Genomic DNA, 15,989 nt, shown 5'->3' on the forward strand with positions numbered 1-15,989 from the left:
CGCCGGCGGCGGGGCGCCGACCCACGACGGGACGGCTCGGTTCGCCCTCGGCCTGTAGCATCCTGTTCAACTCCCACCCCCTGGACACATAGACTCCCTGCCGATGGACACACAGGTCGCCGACACGTTGCTGGGCTCGCTGATCGACGGGCGCTACCGCATTCGCGGTCGCGTGGCCCGTGGTGGCATGGCGACCGTGTACACCGCCACCGACGAGCGCCTCGAACGCACCGTCGCGGTCAAGATCATTCACCCGACCCAGGCGCCCGAGGCGCGGGCCCGGGTCGCCAACTTCGTGGCCCGGTTCACCGACGAGGCCAAGACCATTGCCCGGCTGACCCACCCGAACGTGGTCGCGGTCTACGACCAGGGCACCCACGCCGGCCTGCCGTACCTGGTGATGGAGTACGTCCGTGGCCGCACGCTGCGCGACGTGCTGGCCGAGCGACGCCGGCTCAACCCGGACGAGGCGCTGGCCATCGCCGAGCAGATGCTCGCCGCGATCGCCGCCGCGCACCGGGCCGGCCTCGTGCACCGCGACGTCAAGCCCGAGAACGTCCTGGTCGCCGAGGCGCCCACCGGCGGTGTCGCCAACCTGGTGGACAGCGTCGTGAAGGTGGCCGACTTCGGGCTCGCCCGCGCGGTCGAGGCCAGCGCCGACGACGAGCAGGGCAACCAACTGATGGCCACCGTGGCGTACGTCGCCCCGGAGCTGGTCACCGAGGGTCGGGCCGATCCGCGTACCGACGTCTACTCCGCCGGCATCGTGCTGTTCGAGATGCTCACCGGTCGGGTGCCGTACGACGGGGGCCGTCCGGTGGACGTCGCCTGGCAGCACGTCGACCGGGACGTGCCGGCGCCCTCGACGCTGGTGCCCGGCCTGCCGCCGGTCCTCGACGCCCTGGTGCAGCGCGCCACCCGGCGTGACCCGTCCGCCCGGCCCGCCGACGCCGGCGCGTTGCTGGCCGAGGTCCAGGTGGCCCGGGACCAGTTGGGCAACGTCAACAGCACCAGCACCGCCGTCCTGCGCCGGATCACCGACGAGCCGCCGGCCTCCCAGCCGACGATGATGGTCGCCGCGATCCGCCCGGCGCAGCGGCCGACCTGGGCGCGGCTGCCTGAGGGCGCTGCCCAGGGCGCGGGCCGCCGCAGGGCCGCCCCGGAGCCCACCGAGGGTCTGGCCGCGCGGTTCGCCGAGTTGCGCGCCACGCTGCTGGGCCATTCGCGGGGACGGTTGGCGGTCGCGGCAGTGGTCGTGGCGCTGGGCCTGGTGGCCGCGCTCGGTGGCTGGTGGTTCGGCGTCGGCCGCTACACGTCCACGCCGCAACTGGTCAGCCTGAACAAGGCCGAGGCGCAGGCCCAGGCCGAGCGCGCAGGTCTGACCCTGGCGTACGGGGAGCCGCGCTTCGACGAGAAGGCTCCGAAGGACAGCGTGCTGGGGCAGAGCCCGGCGTCGTCGAGCAAGATCGTCAAGGGCGGCACGATCACCCTGACCCTCTCGCTGGGCCCGGAGCGCTTCCCCGTGCCGGACGTGATCGGCAAGGAGTACGAGCTGGCCGAGGCCGATCTGGTCAACGCCCAACTGGTGGTCGCCAAGGGCGCCACCCGCTATGACGACACCCTGCCGGCCGGCGTCGTCCTGGACAGCAACCCGAAGGTGGGCGCCGAGGTCAAGCCGGGCACGAAGATCACGCTGATCCTGAGCCGCGGCCGGGCGCCGGTGACGGTGCCGAACCTGGTGGGCAAGAGCCTGACCGAGGCGCGCGCCAAGCTGGGCCAGCTCGGCCTGGTCCCGGTGGAGAGTTTCAAGGACTCCGACAAGCCCAAGGACGAGATCCTCGGCCAGAGCCCGGCGGACGGCGGGGGCGTGGAGAAGGGCACCGAGGTCAAGCTGGAGATCAGCAAGGGTCCACCGCTGGTCGTGGTGCCCCGGGTGATCGACCTGCCCTGTCAGCAGGCCAAGCAGCTGCTGGAGAGCCAGGGCTATCCGGTGACGGTCGTCATCAACCCGAACGCCACGGTCCGGATCCAGGCCCCGGGCGAGAACTCGCAGGTGCCTCCGGGCACCCCGGTCACCCTCACGTGCTTCTGATGCCGGCGAAGACCGCGCGGCCGGTGGGCGCGCACACCCCGACCTCCGGCGGGCTGGCCAGGGCCGCCCTGCCGTACGTGGACGCGACCGGCGCCGCAGCCGTGCAGGTGTACGTCTCCAACTCGCGGGGCTGGGCGCTGCCACCGGGCGACCCGGCGCAGGACGCGCTGTTCCGCGACGGCTGCGCCGAGCGGGGCATCCCGGCGTTCATCCACGCCTCGCTGCTGGTCAACCTCGGCTCACCCACCCCGGCGACCGTCGAGAAGTCGGCGCTGACACTGGCGCACGCGCTGCGCCGGGGCGTGGCCATCGGCGCGCGGGCGGTGGTCTTCCACGCCGGCAGCGCGGTCGACGAGGGGTACGCCGAGGAGGCGATGCGGCAGGTCCGTCGGGAGCTGCTGCCTCTGCTCGACTGGACGGCCGAGGCTGGCGGACCGATGCTGCTGGTCGAGCCGAGCGCCGGTGGCGGCCGTTCCCTCGCCTCACGGGTGGAGCACCTCGGTCCGTACCTGGAGGCGGTGGATCGCCATCCGATGCTCGGTGTCTGCTTCGACACCTGCCACGCCTGGGCGGCGGGGCACGATCTGGCCGCCGAGGGCGGCATGACCGCCACCCTCGACACGCTGGTGGACACCGTGGGAGCCGACCGGTTGCGGCTGGTGCACGCCAACGATTCCAAGGATCTGTGCGGTTCCACCCGGGACCGGCACGAGAACATCGGCAAGGGCACCATCGGCGAGCCGGCGTTCGCCGAGTTGATGACCCACCCGGCCACCGCCGGCGTCCCCGTGGTGGTGGAGACCCCCACCGAGAAGCACATCGGCCACCGGGCCGACATAACAACCCTGACCCGCCTCGACCCCTGAGGTGATCAAGAGGTTCACGCCGATTTCTGATGCGAACCTCTTGATCAACACGGCAAGGTCGGTCAGGCGGACAGAACCTTGGTCAGAGCGGTGGCGGCGTGGTCGACCCCGTCGTCGTCGAGGCCCAGGTGGGTGACCAGGCGAGCGGTCCGGGGTCCGAGCGCCGAGATCAGTACGCCCTCCTCGCGCGCGGCGGCGGCCAGGGCGCGGGCGTCCAGCGCGTGCTTGGTCAGGTCCAGCGGAACGAGGTTGGTGCGGACCGTGGTGGCGAGCACCCCGAACGGCGCGACCGCCTCGGCGAGCCGGGCCGCCCTCGCGTGGTCCTCCGCGAGCCGGTCGACGTGGTGCGCGAGCGCGTACCGGCCGGCGGCGGCGAGGATGCCGGCCTGACGCATCCCGCCACCCATCCGCTTGCGGATCGTCCGGGCCCGCTCGATCCTGTCCGCGCTGCCCACCACCAGCGAGCCGACCGGTGCGCCGAGCCCCTTGGAGAGGCAGACGGACAGCGTGTCGAAGAGCCGGCCGTACTCGGTCAGTGGCACCCCGTCGGCGACGTGCGCATGCCAGATCCGGGCGCCGTCGCAGTGCAGCGCCACCCCCGCCTCGTCGGCGACCTCCCGCAGCTCCCGCAGGGTGGCCAGCGGGATCACGCCGCCGCCGGCCCGATTGTGCGTCTGCTCGACGGCGATCGCGCGAGTGGGCACGGCGAAGTAGCCGTCCGGACGGATCATCCGGGCGACCACCTCCGGGTCGATGTCCGCGCCGACCGCCGGCCAGGTCCGCGAGGAGATTCCGCCGTATGCGGCGGCAGCCCCGATCTCGTACGTGACGACGTGCGCGTCCGCGTCGCACAGCAGCTCCTCGCCGGGGCGCACGAGCAGTTGCAGGGCGATCTGGTTGGCCATCGACCCGCTCGGGGCGAACAGCGCCGCCTCGTGGCCGAACAGCGCGGCGACCTCCGCCTCCAGCGCGTTGACGGTGGGGTCCTCGCCGTAGACGTCGTCGCCGACCTCGGCGGCGGCCATCGCCTCGCGCATCCCGACGGTCGGTCGGGTCACCGTGTCGGAACGCAGGTCAACAAGATCAGCCACGGTCATCCTTTCGGTAGCCGGTCGCGGGTCTCGCGCACCTGGCCACGGTCATTCTCGCCCGGCAGAGGGCCCGCCTCAGCCGCGGAACCGGCCTTCGGCTGCCGACTGCGGGGCTCGCAAGCTCACTCCTCGCATCAGCCCCGAAGCATCTCCGCCACGAGGAAGGCCAGCTCCAGCGACTGCTGGGTGTTCAGCCGCGGATCGCAGGCGGTCTCGTACCGGTCGGGCAGGTCGAGGTCCTCGATGCCCTGGGCACCGCCGAGGCACTCGGTGACGTCCTCACCGGTCAACTCGACGTGGATGCCGCCGGGGTGGGTGTCCAGGCCCCGGTGCACCTCGAAGTAGCCGAGCACCTCGTCGACGATCCGGTCGAAGTGCCGGGTCTTGTAGCCGTTCGACGACTCGTGGGTGTTGCCGTGCATCGGGTCGCACTGCCAGACCACCTTGGCGCCGGAGGCGGTGACCTTGGAGACGATCGGCGGCAGGGCGTCGCGGACCCGGTGGTTGCCCATCCGGCTGATCAGCGTGAGCCGGCCGGGGACATTGTCCGGGTTGAGCTTCTCGCACAGCTCGATCGCCTCGTCCGGTGAGGTCGTCGGGCCGAGCTTGACGCCGATCGGGTTGGCAATCCGGGAGATGAAGTCGATGTGCGCGCCGGTGATCTGCCGGGTGCGTTCGCCGACCCAAAGGAAGTGCCCGGACAGCCCGTACGCCCGGCGGTCGGAGACCCGGGTGAGCGCCCGGTCGTACTCCAGGGCCAGGGCCTCGTGGGAGCAGTAGAGGGTGACGGTCCGCAGCGCCTCGTCGTCGGTCATCCCGCAGGCGCGGATGAAGGCCAACGCCCGGTCGATCTCCCGGGCGATCGCCTCGTAGCGCTCCCCCGCCGGGGAGGTCCGCACGAAGCCCTTGTTCCAGTCGTGCACGGCGTGCAGGTCGGCGAGCCCACCGGCGAGGTACGCCCGCAGCATGTTCATCGCGGCGGCCGAGTTGGCGTACGCCCGGATCATGCGCTGCGGGTCGGCGACCCGGGCGGCGGGATCGGCCTCCAGCGAGTTGATCATGTCGCCGCGGTACGCGGGCAGGCCGCGCGCGTCGGTGGGCAGCGAGCGGGGCTTGGTGTACTGGCCGGCGACCCGGGCGACCTTGACCACCGGCAGCGACGCGCCGTAGGTGAGCACGATCGCCATCTGCAACAGGGTGCGGGCGTTGGCCAGCAGGTGGCTCTCGGTGTTGTCGGCGAAGGTCTCGGCGCAGTCACCGCCCTGGAGCAGGAACGCCTTGCCCTCGCAGACCAGCGCCAGCTTCTGCCGGAGCTGGTCCACCTCGTAGGGCGCGACGACCGACGGCACGGTGTCGAGGACCTTGCAGACCTCGGCGACGGCGGCCGGGTCGGACCACGGTGGGACCTGCTCGCGGGGCAGCTCCCGCCAGCGGTCCAGGCCGAGGGCGGCGTCCTCGGCGGAGTCGACGGTCGGACGGCTGGTCTGCAGGCCCGGGCTACCCACGGCGGGGTGGCTCAGCTGATGCCACTCATGGCGCATGAGAGAAAGCGTACGGCGACCGTGCGTGTGACCGGGCGGCGAGGGTGCGGGTTCCGGCAAGTGGGAGGTCGATCCCATCCACGTCGGTCAGGACGCGGGTGAGGGGGACGCCGGTGAAGGGCTGGTGGCCGGATTGCCGCCCGGCGCCTCACCCGCGATGCACCAGTCACCGCCGTCGCGCGTCACCGTGAACAGCAGTGGGCGGGTGACCTTGCTCTTGCCGGCGGTGACCGAGACCGAGACGCTGACCTCCTGGCCACGCTGACCGGACCGGACGTCGGTGATGGTCGCCTGGGGCACCTGGAAGTGGTCGGCGAAGTCGCCGTTGGGACCCGTGGCCGCGGCGTCGAACCCGTCGTGCAACACCGCGCAGAGCTGACTGCGGCCGGCGGCGACGTCCTTGGCGGTCATCGCGTCAAGGTACGCCTGCACGCGCTCGCGGGACCGGGTGGCCGCCTCCTCGGCGGGCGCCCGCTGGGGCGTGGCGGTCTGCTTGTCGGCGTCGTCGCCATCACTCCCGCAGCCGGCGAGGGTGGCCGGGAGCAGCACGAACGCGGCAGCGGTCAGCGCCAGCCCGCGGTGGATCGGGCGCATGACCACCTCCGTCGAACGGGAAATCGAGACCTGCCGAGCCGCGAGTCTGCCACATCGGGCCCGACCCGCCCAAGGCCGGCGGCCCGGCCGACGCGTGGCGTCGACCGGGCCGCTACGGCACGGGCGGGAAGGGGCGGTGCGGGCCCCTTCCCGCCGTGTGGGTGGTACGTCGGCCCTCGGCTCAGCCGAGACCGCCCTTGATGGCGCCGATGAGCTCACCGTTGCTGGTGTCGCCGGAGAGCTCCCAGAAGAACGCGCCACCGAGGCCCTGGTTCTTCGCGTACGTCATCTTGCCGTTGATGGTGGACGGGGTGTCGTAGCTCCACCAGTTGCTGCCGCACTTGGCGTACGCGGTGCCGGCGATCGTGCCGGTGGCCGGGCAGGTGTTCTTGAGGACCTTGTAGTCCTCGATGCCCGCCTCGTAGGTGCCCGGTGCCGCGCCGGTGGCGCTGCCGCCCGGAGCGGCCTGCGTGACGCCCGTCCAGCCCCGGCCGTAGAAGCCGATGCCGAGCAGCAGCTTGCTGGCCGGGATGCCCTTGCTCTTGAGCTTCTGGATCGCCGCGTCGGAGTTGAAGCCCTGCTGCGGGATACCGGTGTACGACGTCAGCGGCGAGTGGGGTGCCGTCGGACCCTGGGCGTTGAACGCGCCGAAGTAGTCGTACGTCATCGGCATGAGCCAGTTGAGGTTGCCGATCGCACCGGCGTAGTCGGTGGCGTCGATCTTGCCGCCGTTGCTGCCGTCCGCGGTGATGGCGGCGGTGACCAGGGCGTTGGAACCGAACCGCGACCGCAGCGCGCCGATCACGTTCTTGAACGCGTTCGGGCCGCTGGTGTCACAGCTCAGACCGCAGGCGTTCGGGTACTCCCAGTCGACGTCGATGCCGTCGAACACGTCCGCCCAACGCGGGTCCTCGACCAGGTTGTAGCAGCTCTCAGCAAACGCGGCCGGGTTCTGGGCGGCCTGGGTGAAACCGCCGGACCAGGTCCAGCCACCGAACGACCAGATCACCTTGAGGTGCGGGTTGAGCGCCTTGAGCTTGCGCAGCTGGTTGAAGCTGCCGCGCAGCGGCTGGTCCCAGGTGTCGGCGACGCCGTCCACGCTCTCCGCCGCCGTGTACGCCTTGTCGTAGTCGGCGTACGGGTCGCCGATGGTGCAGCGACCACCGGTGGTGTTGCCGAAGGCGTACAGGATGTGGGTGAGCTTGGCGGCCGAGCCGCTGGTCTGGATGTTCTTGACGTGGTAGTTGCGCCCGTAGACGCCCCACTCGGCGAAGTAGCCCACGACCTTCTTCCCGCCCGTGTTGGGCGGCGGGGTGGTGGTCGGGGGCGCGGTCGTCGGCGGCGCGGTGGTGGGCGGCGCGGTGGTCGGGGGTGCCGTGGTGGGCGGCGCGGTGGTGGTCGGCGGGGTCGTCGGGGTGCCCCCGCCGCAGGGCGCGCCGTTGACGGTGCAGTTCAGCGGCGCCTTGTACGCGCCGGTGCCGTTGTACCCCCAGCTGAACGAGGCGCCGGGCGCGAGCCCGCCGGCCCAGCTCTTCTTGACCGCGACGTAGTGGTTGCCGCTGCTGGTGACGTCGGCGTCCCACGCGCTGCTGATGGTGGTGCCCGACGGCAGGTCGAACTCGATGCGCCAGGTGGCGACCGTGGCGCTGGTGCCGTTGGTCACGGTCACCTTCGTCTCGTGACCGGTCCCCCAGTCCTGCGCCTTGGCGAACGTGGTGGTGACCGTGCCGGCGCCGAACGCGGTCGTCATCGGCACCGCCGCGACGGTCACGGCGACCACGGCGCCGGCCCAGAGGGCCCGGCGGAGCGATCTTTTCATGAGGCGTCTCCCGTACTGTTAGGAAACTTTCCAAAAGAGATGGTGAGACGGTACTCACACCGTCATCACTCCGTCAAGATGTCCATGTTTCGATTTCTCCTGGTGCGCGTAACGGGCCGGCCACGCCCTGCCCGGGCGGCCCCACAGCTGGCGCGTAGCCTCGGTCCATGACCGTCTTCGACATCCCGATCGGCGCCCTCAACGGCGGCCCCGCGGACCTCGCCCGCTACCGCGGCAAGGCGCTGCTGGTCGTCAACGTCGCCTCCCGCTGCGGCCTCACCCCGCAGTACGCCGGCCTGCAGAGCCTCGCCGACACGTACGCCGAGCGCGGCCTCGTCGTGCTGGGCGTGCCGTGCAACCAGTTCGCCGGGCAGGAGCCGGGCAGCGCCGCCGAGATCAGCGACTTCTGCCAGGTCAACTACGGCGTGACGTTTCCGCTGACCGAGAAGGTCGACGTGAACGGGCCCGACCGCCACCCGCTCTACGCGGCGCTGGTGGACACCCCCGACGCCGACGGGCACACCGGAGACATCCGCTGGAACTTCGAGAAGTTCCTGGTGGCCCCGGACGGCACGGTCGCCGGCCGCTTCGCCCCGACGGTCGAGCCCGACGACCTCCGCACCCCCATCGAAAAGCTCCTCCCCGCCTGACCCCCACCCGACCCGGGGCCCTCCCCGGCCCGGAACCCCAGGGTCGCCCGGGCAGGGGCGGGGTCACCGGAGGGTGGTAGGTGGGCGGGAGCCGGTCGGGCGACGGCCGTCCGCAGTACGTTGTGCTTCAGCCGGGGAAACTCCGCGCATCGGCCGGAATGCGTCGTGGGTGGACGGAGTTGGGAAGAAACATGACAACTGTGGGACTGATCGGCAGTGGCAACATCGGTGGCACCGTGGCCCGACTGGCGGTGGACGCCGGCTACGACGTGGTGCTGAGCAACTCGCGCGGGCCGGAGACGCTCACCGAACTGGTCGACGAGTTGGGCGAGCGGGCCAGTGCCGCCACGGCGCAGGACGCGGCCCAGGTTGGCGACCTGGTGGTGGTCACCGTGCCGCTCAAGGCGTACCGGGCGGTGCCCGTCGAGCCGCTGGCCGGCAAGGTCGTCATCGACACCAACAACTACTACCCGGAACGTGACGGCAACTTCCCCCAGCTGGACTCGGGCGAGACCACCAGCAGCGAGCTCCTGCAGCGGCACCTGCCGGAGTCGCGGGTGGTCAAGGTCTTCAACAACATCTACTTCAAGGGCCTGGCCGCGCTCGCCCGACCGTCCGGCGCCGCCGACCGTAGCGCTCTGGCCGTCGCCGGCGACGACGCGGCCGCGAAGGCCGAGGTCACGGCCTTCCTCGACCGGATCGGGTACGACGCCGTCGACGTCGGCCCACTCGCGGAGGGCTGGCGCTACCAGCCGGACACCCCGGCGTACGGCACGCTCTACTCCGCCACCCCGACCGACTGGGATCACCCGGCGCCGGGCGACGCCGAGAAGCTGCGCGCAGCCCTGGCCGCCGCCACCCGCTGAGATCCGCCGCCCTCCGGTGACCGCCTACCGGGCGGCTGTCCGGAGGGCGGCGGCCAGTTCGTCGTCGTAACTGGCGATCGGCTGACCGTCGACGTCGTACGCCACCAGCCGACCCTGCGCCATGCTGGCCGACCGGAACGAGAACGTCCGGGTGCCGGGGTAGGCGGCCAGCAGGGGGATGCTCCGGGGCGCGCCACCCGGGGCGGAGTAGTACTCCAGTCGGGCCACCCGATGGGCGACCACACCGTTGACCCGTACCTTGGTCTTCTCCGCCCGGGTGCCGAACGTGACCGGCGCGTCGGTGGCGTAGGCCGCGCACTCGACCGGGCCCCGGCAGACGAAGAAGTATCGCGGATTGGCCACGTCGTCGAGGCCGTACGCCTTGAAGGTCGGGTCCGCCCCGGCGGGCAGCGGCTGCACGGCGAAGAAGGCGAGAGCCACGGCGGTCGTGACCCCCACCCGCAGCCAGGCCCGTCGCGCGGCCGGGCGCCGGTTGCCCCGAGCGGCGGCGACCGCGACACCGCCGAAGCCGGCCAGGCACAGCAGGCACGTCCCGACGGTACGGGCGTTCTCGAGCAGGAACTGCACGCCCGGCCGCGTCGACACCGGGCCGAGGACCGCCCCCAGCGAGACGACCATGGCGGCGAGCAGCGCCACGCCGGCCACCCGCTGAGTGATGCCGGACGCGCCGACCAGCAGCATCGCGGCGAGCACCGGCCACACCTGGTGGTGGGTCCAGGACACCGGGGACGCGGCCACCGTGGCACAGCCGACGAGCACGGCGGCGTGGCCGGGGCGGGCCCGCGCGGCCAACTGGCGGGCGCGTAGCAGCGCCGCACCGCAGATCACCGCGACCAGAGCGGCCCAGAGCACGGGCAGGGTCGCCTCGTCGACCCCGACGCGCAACAGCATCCCGTGGACCGACTGGTTGCCCAGCGAGGCCAGGTTGCCGATCCGTGAGGTCTGCCGGACGGCCTCGGTCCAGTACACCCAGCTCTCCCCGGGCAGCACGAGCGCCGCCAGCCAGGCGCACGCCACGAAGGTCGCCGCCGCGCGCCCGGCGTCGCGGTAGCGCCCGGTGGCGAGGAAGTAGACGACGAACAGCAGCGGGGTCAGCTTGATCGCCGCCGCCACCCCCACGAGCACACCCCGCAGCCGGGGCGGAACGAGACCCATGCCGTCGAGCAGTGCCAGCAGCACGATGAAGATGCTGACCTGCCCGAACCGCAGGTTGCTCTGCACCGGCGCCGAGAGCATCAGGACCGTGGCGGCCACCGCGACGACAAGTGGGCGACGGGACCGATCGGCGCTCAGCGCGACACCGACCATCCCGGCGACGGCGACGACCGCCGCGCACGTCGCGACCAGCCAGATCCCCTGGAGTACGCCCTCAGCCACGAGGGTGATCGGCCCCAGCACGAGAGCGGCGAACGGCGGGTAGGTGAACGGCCCACCGTTGGCGGCGCGGTACTCGTACAGCGGGCGGCCGGCGTGCAGATCGGACAGTGCGCCGTAGTAGATGTGCAGGTCGGAGAGCCGATCGTGGCGGGTCAGCACGAGCAGACACGACACCGTCGCGACGACGACGAAGACCGCCCAGACCAGCGCCACCCGTCGATCCCGCATCGCCCGAGAATAAGCGAACCCGAGGCGCGCGAGGGCCCGTCGTCCGTTGGCAGTCTCGCCCCCAGGTCAGGGTCACCCCCCGCCGACCGGCAAGATCACGCTCGAACATGGATCCAGTGGCATCCTCCCGCCGCCGAGGCCACTACATCCAGGTTCGAGCACGATCTTGCGGCCGGCCGCACGACTCCGCGAACGGCGTGGCGGGGAGAAACATCGCGTGTACAACTTGCGCGAGAGTCTCACGCACGGGACTCTGTCGGTGGGTTGCCGCCCGCTCACCGAACGTGCCTCGGAGGCGACATGCACACGCTCCGTACCGCGTCCCGCCGGCTGCTGGCCGGTGCCGGCGCGCTCCTGCTCGGCACCTTTATCGCTGCCGCGATACCGGCGACGGCCGGCGCGGCCAGCGTCGGCTACGTCCGACTCGCCCACCTCTCCCCCGACACCCCGGCGGTGGACGTCTACCTCGCCGCCCCCGACGCCGCCAAGCCGAGGGTCTTCCCCGGCGTCGGCTACGGCGTCGTCTCCGACTATCTCCAGTTGCCCCCGGGCCGGTACGCGGTGGCCATGCGCGAGGCCGGCACGCCGGCCAGCGAACCGCCGGTGCTCACCACCGAGGTCGCGGTGCGAAGTGGCGGCGCGTACACGGTGGCTGGTGTGGGGCGGCACGCCGATCTGGGGCTGCGGGTGCTCACCGATGACCTGAGCGCTCCCGCGCAGGGCCGGGCCAAGGTGCGCGTCGTGCAGGCCTCGGTGCGTACGCCGGTCCTCGACGTGGCCGCCCCCGACGGCCCGCGGATCGCCGACGGCGTGCAGTTCGCCACCACCACCGACTACCAGCAGGTGGAGCCGGGCACCTGGAAGCTGCGGCTGACCGGGGCGGGCGGTCCGAGCACCGACGCCGAGGTGCGGCTCACCGGTGGTGCGGTCTACTCGCTGCTGGTACTCGACGGCAGGCAGGGCGGGCTCACCGCCGAGCTGCGTCAGGACGCCGGGGGCGGCACCGTCGTACCAGCGGGTGGGGTGGAGACCGGCGCGGGTGGCACGGCCGGGCGCGGGCTCGGGGCGTACCCCCTGGTGGCCGGCGCGGTGGCCGCGGCGGCCGTGGTGGTGAGCCTGCTGCTCTGGCGTCGGCGGCGGCGCACCACCTGGTGAGCATCGGGCCCGCGATTCGACGGCACCGCGACCGTCGGGCGCCGCTGGCCGCGCTGGTCGCGGCCGGCGCGGCGGTCTGCCTCGCCGCCGGCAGCGGTGTCGGGCTCGCGACGACCGATCCGCCGCCGCCGGTCGCAACCTGGCACCCCGGCTGCGCCGACGGCTGCGCGTCGGTGGCCGCGTCGCCGCGACCACAGGGTCCACCCACCCGGGTACGGGTGCCGCGCATCAGCGTCGACTCGGCGCTCACCGTGCTGGGCCTGGACCCCGCTGGCGCACTCGTCCCGCCGGACGACTTCGACACGGCCGGCTGGTACGGGGGTGGGCCGGCCCCCGGCGACACCGGTCCGGCCGTGCTCGCCGGACACCTGGACTCTCGGCGCGGCCCGGCGGTCTTCGCCCGGCTCGGCGAGCTGCGCTCCGGCGACCGCATCCAGGTGTGGCGCGGCGGGCAGTGGCTGTCGTTCCGGGTGACCGGGTCGCTGCGTACCCGCAAGGACCGGTTCCCCACGGCCACGGTCTACGGCCCGACACCCGGCCCGGAGCTGCGCCTGGTCACCTGCGGGGGCGACTTCGACCGGCGGCGCGGGCACTACCGGGACAACGTGGTGGTGTTCGCGGTCCTCGACGGCTGACCGGCGCGGTCAGAACGGACGACGGCCGGGTCAGAGCGGGCGACGGCCGGCGAAGCCGCACTCGGCGCGGTGGTACCAGCGCACGTCCGAGTCGCCCTCCAGCCAGCACCAGAGCACGGCGCGACCCTCGCGCTCACCCGGGAAGTCGAGCAGCACCGGCGCGATGCCCTTGACCTGTATCTCGTGCTGGTGCAGCTCGTCGACGACGGCGTGCAGCCGGGCCTCCAGCCCCTTGACCTCGGCCAGCCCGCCGAGCGCGCTGACCCCGTGGTCGGCCAGGTCGACACGCAGCTCGGCCAGGTCGGCGCGGACACGGATCAGCTCGTCGACACGCGGTTGCAGGGTGGCCACCAGGTGCCGGGCCTGGGCGAGAGTGAACACGCCGCCAGTATGCGCCACGCGCCGCGCCGCGGGGGACCCCGCTCGGCGCGGTCAGTCGGCCTGGGCGGCCAGCTCGCGGGCGCGGTCCCGGGCCGCCTCCAGCGCGGCGAGCAGCGCCGCGCGGACGCCGTGCTTCTCCAGCTCGCGGACGGCGGAGATGGTGGTGCCGGCGGGCGAGGTGACCGCCTCGCGCAGCTTGACCGGGTGCTCGCCGGAGTCGCGCAGCATCACGGCGGACCCGATGGCGGTCTGCACGATCAGCTCGTGCGCCACCTGGCGCGGCAGGCCGAGCAGGATGCCGGCGTCGATCATGGCTTCCACCAGCAGGTAGAAGTAGGCCGGGCCGGAGCCGGAGAGCGCGGTGACCGCGTCCTGCTGCGACTCGGGCACCCGGATGGTCTGCCCGAGGGGCTTGAACATCTCCTCGGCCAGGCTCAGGTGCGCCCCGGTGGCGTACGTGCCGGCGGAGATGGCTGTCATCGCCTCGTCGACCAGCGCCGGGGTGTTGGTCATGACCCGGACCACCGGGGTCCCGTCGGGCAGTCGACGGTTGAAGAAGCTGGTGGGTAGCCCGGCGCAGAGCGAGATGACCAGCTTGTCGGCGGGCACCTTCGGCCCGATCTCGTCCAGCAGCGCGGCGGCGTCCTGGGGCTTGACCGAGACGGCGAGCACGGCCGCCTCGTCGACGGCGGTCAGGTTGTCGACCACCCGGACGCCGTAGCGGTCGGTCAGCTCCTGCGCGCGGGCCGGTCGGCGGGCGGTGGCGAGCAGCCGCTCCACCGGCCATCCGGAGCGCAGCAGCCCGGAGAGCATCAGCTCGCCGATCTTGCCCGCGCCGATCACCGCGACGGTGTGCACCCCAGCTGACATCTGCGCCGTACCCCCTCGAGGTCGGGTCGCGGCGCGGCGGACCCGCAGGCCCGCCGCGCCGCCTACCGTCGATCAGCTACCGAAGAAGACCTCTGCCTCCTGGTACCGCTCCAGCGGCACGGTCTTCAGCTCGCGGGTGGCCTCGGCCAGGGGCACCCGGACGATGTCGGTGCTCTGCATCGCGACCATCTTGCCCCAGTCGCCGTCGTTGGCGGCGTCGATGGCCTGCAGGCCGAGGCGGGTGGCGAGGACCCGGTCGAAGGCGGTCGGGGTGCCGCCGCGCTGGATGTGACCCAGCACCACGGTGCGGGCCTCCTTGCCGGTCTTGGCCTCCAACTGCTCGGCGAGCCACTGGCCGATGCCGCCGAGGCGGACGTGACCGAACGCGTCCAGCTCCTGGTTGTGCAGCACCATCTGGCCGTCGAGCGGCTGGGCGCCCTCGGCGACCACGACGATCGGGGCGTACTGGTGCTGGAAGCGCTTCTCGACGTAGCCGGCGACCTGGTCGACGTCGAACTGCCGCTCGGGCAGCAGGATCACGTTGGCGCCACCGGCCAGGCCGGCGTGCAGGGCGATCCAGCCGGCGTGCCGGCCCATGACCTCGACGACCAGGGTGCGGTGGTGGCTCTCCGCGGTCGTGTGCAGGCGGTCGATGGCCTCCATCGCGATGTTGACCGCGGTGTCGAAGCCGAAGGTGTAGTCGGTGGCACCGAGGTCGTTGTCGATCGTCTTCGGCACGCCGATGACGTTCACGCCCAGCTCGTGCAGCTTGGTGGCCACGCCGAGGGTGTCCTCGCCGCCGATCGCGATCAGCGCGTCCACGCCCTGCTCGGCGAGGTTGTCCTTGATCCGCTCAACGCCGTTCTCGATCTTGAACGGGTTGGTCCGCGACGAGCCGAGGATGGTGCCGCCCCGGGGCAGGATGCCGCGCACGTCGGCGATGCCCAGCGGGCGGGACAGACCCTCCAGCGGGCCCTTCCAACCGTCCCGGAAGCCCACGAACTCGTGACCGTAAGTGGCGACGCCCTTGCGGACCACCGCCCGGATGACCGCGTTGAGACCCGGGCAGTCGCCGCCGCCGGTGAGCACGCCGATACGCATGATCCGCTCATCCTCCTGGAGCATCAGGTAAAGCCCGAAATGCCCCAGGGTATGTGTCAGGTCAGACCATCGGCGCCGTTGCCGGCCCGGGGCGGGCCGTCACTGCGCACTGTAGTCGGCCTACGCGCGCGACGACAGCGCGCCCCGGGGGCGGCGGCTCAGTAGGTCACCTCGCGGTTCTCGCCGGCCGACGGCGGACGGCCGGTGACGGCGGCCTTGGCGAAGCCGAGCAGGTTGACCACGGTGCTGCTCGGCGAGTCCCAGTACTCGGCGGAGCTGGCGTGCACCTTGATCAGGGTCAGACCGGGCGTGTCCAGCCCGTCCGGGAACCAGGTCTTGAGCAGCGGGTTCCACAGCCGCTTGGCGCGCTCGGTGTCGGAACTCTCACTGGCGGTCCCCGAGACCGAGACCCAGGAGTTGTGTTTCTGGTCGGAGAAGGCGACGTTGACCTCAGGATTTACCCGGATCTGGCGCAGTTTGGCCGAATCGGTGTAGGCGAAGAACCAGAGGTCACCGTCGAACTCCGCCTCCTGCAACCCCATCGGCCGGCTCACCTGCCGTCCGTCCAACGCGATGGTGGTGAGCATGCAGATCCGTGCGGCGCGGATCAGTTCGGTGACCCGCGCCCGGGCGTCGGCGACGCTGGTCGGATCGTTGCTCATGGCAATCTCCCTCGGCTCGGCTGACGAACCGTTGCCCGGG

15 protein-coding genes are annotated in these 15,989 nt (G+C 72.2%); 6 read left to right on the forward strand and 9 right to left on the reverse strand.

Annotation, left to right across the window (positions count from 1 at the left end):
* Positions 1-103: 103 nt before the first annotated feature.
* A complete protein-coding gene (gene pknB, locus ACN269_RS10975) occupies positions 104-2,092 on the forward strand; it encodes a Stk1 family PASTA domain-containing Ser/Thr kinase (protein WP_421472346.1) in 1,989 nt (662 codons plus the stop codon).
* Positions 2,092-2,958, forward strand: coding sequence for a deoxyribonuclease IV (locus ACN269_RS10980; RefSeq protein ID WP_421472347.1), 867 nt, complete (start codon positions 2,092-2,094; stop codon positions 2,956-2,958). Before pknB ends, ACN269_RS10980 begins: the two co-directional genes overlap by 1 nt.
* Before the next feature lie 62 nt (positions 2,959-3,020).
* On the opposite strand, the gene ACN269_RS10985 is transcribed toward ACN269_RS10980, so the two are convergent.
* From ACN269_RS10985 to ACN269_RS11000, 4 genes are all read right to left on the reverse strand, one after another.
* On the reverse strand, positions 3,021-4,049 hold the full coding sequence (locus ACN269_RS10985) for a threonine aldolase family protein (protein WP_421472348.1): 1,029 nt from the start codon (positions 4,047-4,049) through the stop codon (positions 3,021-3,023).
* Between the two features lie 134 nt (positions 4,050-4,183).
* Positions 4,184-5,590: a class II 3-deoxy-7-phosphoheptulonate synthase gene (locus tag ACN269_RS10990; protein WP_421472349.1), complete on the reverse strand. Its 1,407-nt coding sequence runs from the start codon at positions 5,588-5,590 to the stop codon at positions 4,184-4,186.
* Between the two features lie 87 nt (positions 5,591-5,677).
* A complete protein-coding gene (locus ACN269_RS10995; protein ID WP_421472350.1) occupies positions 5,678-6,184 on the reverse strand; it encodes a hypothetical protein in 507 nt (168 codons plus the stop codon).
* A gap of 181 nt (positions 6,185-6,365) precedes the next feature.
* A complete protein-coding gene (locus tag ACN269_RS11000; protein ID WP_421472351.1) occupies positions 6,366-8,003 on the reverse strand; it encodes a glycosyl hydrolase family 18 protein in 1,638 nt (545 codons plus the stop codon).
* Between the two features lie 167 nt (positions 8,004-8,170).
* On the opposite strand from ACN269_RS11000, the gene ACN269_RS11005 reads away from it, so the two are divergent.
* Complete coding sequence (locus ACN269_RS11005; RefSeq protein WP_421472352.1) at positions 8,171-8,653, forward strand: glutathione peroxidase; 483 nt, start codon at positions 8,171-8,173, stop codon at positions 8,651-8,653.
* Between the two features lie 191 nt (positions 8,654-8,844).
* Positions 8,845-9,519 carry an NADPH-dependent F420 reductase gene (locus ACN269_RS11010; protein WP_421472353.1) on the forward strand — a complete coding sequence of 225 codons (675 nt, stop codon included), beginning with the start codon at positions 8,845-8,847 and terminating at the stop codon, positions 9,517-9,519.
* A gap of 24 nt (positions 9,520-9,543) precedes the next feature.
* Here ACN269_RS11010 and ACN269_RS11015 read toward each other — a convergent pair whose 3' ends face one another.
* The gene (locus tag ACN269_RS11015) at positions 9,544-11,145 is read right to left on the reverse strand and encodes a glycosyltransferase 87 family protein (protein WP_421472354.1); all 1,602 of its coding nucleotides are present in this window, start codon (positions 11,143-11,145) and stop codon (positions 9,544-9,546) included.
* Positions 11,146-11,445: 300 nt separating this feature from the next.
* On the opposite strand from ACN269_RS11015, the gene ACN269_RS11020 reads away from it, so the two are divergent.
* Together ACN269_RS11020 and ACN269_RS11025 are read left to right on the forward strand one after the other, a co-directional pair.
* The gene (locus ACN269_RS11020) at positions 11,446-12,300 is read left to right on the forward strand and encodes a DUF4397 domain-containing protein (RefSeq protein ID WP_421472355.1); all 855 of its coding nucleotides are present in this window, start codon (positions 11,446-11,448) and stop codon (positions 12,298-12,300) included.
* A complete protein-coding gene (locus tag ACN269_RS11025; RefSeq protein ID WP_421472356.1) occupies positions 12,297-12,935 on the forward strand; it encodes a class F sortase in 639 nt (212 codons plus the stop codon). Before ACN269_RS11020 ends, ACN269_RS11025 begins: the two co-directional genes overlap by 4 nt.
* Before the next feature lie 30 nt (positions 12,936-12,965).
* Here the strand turns inward: ACN269_RS11025 and ACN269_RS11030 are convergent, their stop codons facing one another.
* The 4 genes from ACN269_RS11030 to ACN269_RS11045 all read right to left on the reverse strand — a co-directional run bounded on the left by ACN269_RS11030 (position 12,966) and on the right by ACN269_RS11045 (position 15,949).
* Entirely contained in the window at positions 12,966-13,316 is a 351-nt protein-coding gene (locus ACN269_RS11030; protein WP_355049422.1) for a DUF2203 domain-containing protein, read from the reverse strand.
* A 51-nt stretch (positions 13,317-13,367) separates the two neighbouring features.
* A complete protein-coding gene (proC, locus tag ACN269_RS11035; RefSeq protein WP_421472357.1) occupies positions 13,368-14,186 on the reverse strand; it encodes a pyrroline-5-carboxylate reductase in 819 nt (272 codons plus the stop codon).
* Between the two features lie 72 nt (positions 14,187-14,258).
* A complete protein-coding gene (locus ACN269_RS11040) occupies positions 14,259-15,287 on the reverse strand; it encodes a 6-phosphofructokinase (protein WP_421476282.1) in 1,029 nt (342 codons plus the stop codon).
* A gap of 158 nt (positions 15,288-15,445) precedes the next feature.
* The gene (locus ACN269_RS11045; RefSeq protein WP_421472358.1) at positions 15,446-15,949 is read right to left on the reverse strand and encodes a pyridoxamine 5'-phosphate oxidase family protein; all 504 of its coding nucleotides are present in this window, start codon (positions 15,947-15,949) and stop codon (positions 15,446-15,448) included.
* Positions 15,950-15,989 lie beyond the last annotated feature (40 nt).

Origin of the sequence: Micromonospora sp. WMMD736 (genome assembly GCF_049179015.1) — a bacterium.
Lineage (GTDB): Bacteria > Actinomycetota > Actinomycetes > Mycobacteriales > Micromonosporaceae > Micromonospora.

Excerpts from the sequence above, each read along its gene's own strand:
- ACN269_RS10995 (WP_421472350.1), bottom strand. The coding sequence starts at position 6,184 with ATGCGCCCGATCCACCGCGGGCTGGCGCTGACCGCTGCCGCGTTCGTG.
- ACN269_RS11010 (WP_421472353.1), top strand. The coding sequence starts at position 8,845 with ATGACAACTGTGGGACTGATCGGCAGTGGCAACATCGGTGGCACCGTG.
- ACN269_RS11020 (WP_421472355.1), top strand. The coding sequence starts at position 11,446 with ATGCACACGCTCCGTACCGCGTCCCGCCGGCTGCTGGCCGGTGCCGGC.
- ACN269_RS11045 (WP_421472358.1), bottom strand. The coding sequence starts at position 15,949 with ATGAGCAACGATCCGACCAGCGTCGCCGACGCCCGGGCGCGGGTCACC.
- ACN269_RS10980 (WP_421472347.1), top strand. The coding sequence starts at position 2,092 with ATGCCGGCGAAGACCGCGCGGCCGGTGGGCGCGCACACCCCGACCTCC.
- pknB (WP_421472346.1), top strand. The coding sequence starts at position 104 with ATGGACACACAGGTCGCCGACACGTTGCTGGGCTCGCTGATCGACGGG.
- proC (WP_421472357.1), bottom strand. The coding sequence starts at position 14,186 with ATGTCAGCTGGGGTGCACACCGTCGCGGTGATCGGCGCGGGCAAGATC.
- ACN269_RS11040 (WP_421476282.1), bottom strand. The coding sequence starts at position 15,287 with ATGCGTATCGGCGTGCTCACCGGCGGCGGCGACTGCCCGGGTCTCAAC.
- ACN269_RS11000 (WP_421472351.1), bottom strand. The coding sequence starts at position 8,003 with ATGAAAAGATCGCTCCGCCGGGCCCTCTGGGCCGGCGCCGTGGTCGCC.
- ACN269_RS10990 (WP_421472349.1), bottom strand. The coding sequence starts at position 5,590 with ATGCGCCATGAGTGGCATCAGCTGAGCCACCCCGCCGTGGGTAGCCCG.
- ACN269_RS11015 (WP_421472354.1), bottom strand. The coding sequence starts at position 11,145 with ATGCGGGATCGACGGGTGGCGCTGGTCTGGGCGGTCTTCGTCGTCGTC.
- ACN269_RS11005 (WP_421472352.1), top strand. The coding sequence starts at position 8,171 with ATGACCGTCTTCGACATCCCGATCGGCGCCCTCAACGGCGGCCCCGCG.